Below are 2,013 nucleotides of genomic sequence, written 5' to 3'. Positions count from 1 at the left end.
GGGGGTCCGCGGCCCGCCCACGCGGGGGCCCAGCCGCTGAGGAAGTTTGGGGGGGGGGGGGGGGAAAACCGCGGGAAGGCACAAGCCCCCCCGGCTCCCCCCCCCCCCCCCCCCCCCCCCCGAATGGCATAGGGCGTGTACAGCACCCGATTCTCTGGTATGTTATTGGGGCCACCCAGACAGAAGTGCCAGTGGAAATTGATGGCGGCCATTCCAATCCGTGCCGTCGGGACTCGCGTGAGGCACAGGATTTCCCACGGGACTTCGTCAAGCCCCGCAGGGGGCCTTTTATTCCGGATGTTCTCCTTTATCTCCTTTTTGCGGCGCTGCTTGTCTGCCTGAATGCGCCCGCATCGGCGCAGACGGTGAACATCTGCGACCGCACGCCGGCGGTGCAGTGGGCCATTCTGGCGGCGAAGAACAGCGGCGACTGCGCGCTCGTCGCCGCGCCTCTGGCATTCACCGCACTGAGAATTACCGGGTCGGTTACCGCCCTGCAGAGAGGGGATTTCGACGGCGTCAGTGTCGCCACCGGCACCCTGTCTTTGTCGGGTATCGGATTGGAGCGCCTGTCGTCCGGTGTTTTCGAGGGCATCGGCGTCATCAGGTTTCTGGATATTTCGAATAATAATCTCGGCAGTTTGCCGATGGATATTTTCCGGCACTTGCAGACGGGGTTGTGTACGACCCGAATAAATCACAATCCGCTGGACCGCTTGCCAATCAGGATGCTGGCGGACCTGAAAAGAGTTGTGTCGTCCTCGTGCACCATCGAAAACAGGGGGAGTTTGCTTGTTGACGGAACCCGCAGCGGCGCTCCGGACTATCTTGGCAGCATTCGCTACATTGATGCGGACACCGGCAGGACGGTGTCGTCGAGTTTTGTTGTGACCGAAGGGCAACCCCGCCGGCTCCGGATTGAAATGGACGCTCTTCCGGGAGTCAACGGCGGGATGGATTTGAGATACGACTCCGTGGCATCGCAAGGCCGGCTTTCCCTGCAGCCGGTCAGTCTGAGGTTCAGGTTTTCCGCTGAAACGACCCGGATCGAGGTGACGGTGACCGGCGACGCGGATGACAACCGCGAGCATGAAACGGTGTCCTTGTCCTGGATTAGCAGATCGGGCCCCGATCTGGAAGGAAAAGGGAGTGAAGCGACGCTCGCGGTCTTCTCGCCCGGGCCATGGCAATACATCGCACCGCCCCTGCCGGTTACGATACTCGAGCCGGTCGTGATTGAAGACACCAATCCCGAACCCAACCGCATCTGGAGGGGCGTGTCGTCCGGAACCGGCGTGGCCGGGTGGGCGCCGCGGATTCTGGTGGACGCCGCCGCTTCAACGGAAACATCTTATTTGCTGGTGTCGGACGCCGGCGGCTTGTTCGCGATTGACACCGCAAGCGGCGCATTGTCCGCGCACGGCGGCTGGCCGCTGCCGGCGGCGCGGCGGCACGACCTCGTCGTCGGCACGGATTACAGGGGCGCGCCCGCGACGCACACGGCGGCCATCGAGGTGTTCGGCGCCTTGTCGCTTGCCGACGGCGATGACGCGCAAAACGCCGTCACCGTCGGCGCCGCGGCGGGCGCGCAGGTGCGCGGCATCAGGCCGCTGGTGCGCGCCGACAGCGCCGTTGTCACGAGCGGCGTTGTCTGGACGCTGGCCGGCGGCGGCGGTTTGTTCCATGCGGACACCTCATCGGGCGCGATTTTGCTGACGCAGCCGCCGGAAGACGCGGATGCCGGTGTCTCGACGGTTACGCTGACGGCGTCGTACGCCGGCGCCGGGGCGAGTTTGCCGTTGCCCGTCGTCGTCTCGCTGCCGGACCGCGTCTATATCTGCGACCGCAGCGACCGCGTGGAGCACGCGATTCTGGCAAGTTTGAGTCCGGCCCCGGCCTGCGCCTCGGTCAGCACGGCGCAGATGGCGAGCATCACAGCGCTGACCGTCACTTCCGGCGGCGCCAGCGTTCAGTTGCGGGCGGGGGATTTCGCCGACATGCCGAACCTGCAAG

Annotated in this window: 1 protein-coding gene; it reads left to right on the top strand. The window is 65.0% G+C overall.

What is annotated here, in order from left to right; translation table 11 throughout:
- Positions 1 to 365: 365 nt before the first annotated feature.
- A partial coding sequence (locus OXU50_05210) for a hypothetical protein (protein MDD9869272.1) occupies positions 366 to 2,013 on the top strand: 1,648 nt, incomplete at its 3' end.

Source organism: Gammaproteobacteria bacterium (genome assembly GCA_028817225.1).
Lineage (GTDB): Bacteria > Pseudomonadota > Gammaproteobacteria > Poriferisulfidales > Oxydemutatoraceae > Oxydemutator.
This window is presented reverse-complemented; position numbering and strand designations above follow the sequence as displayed.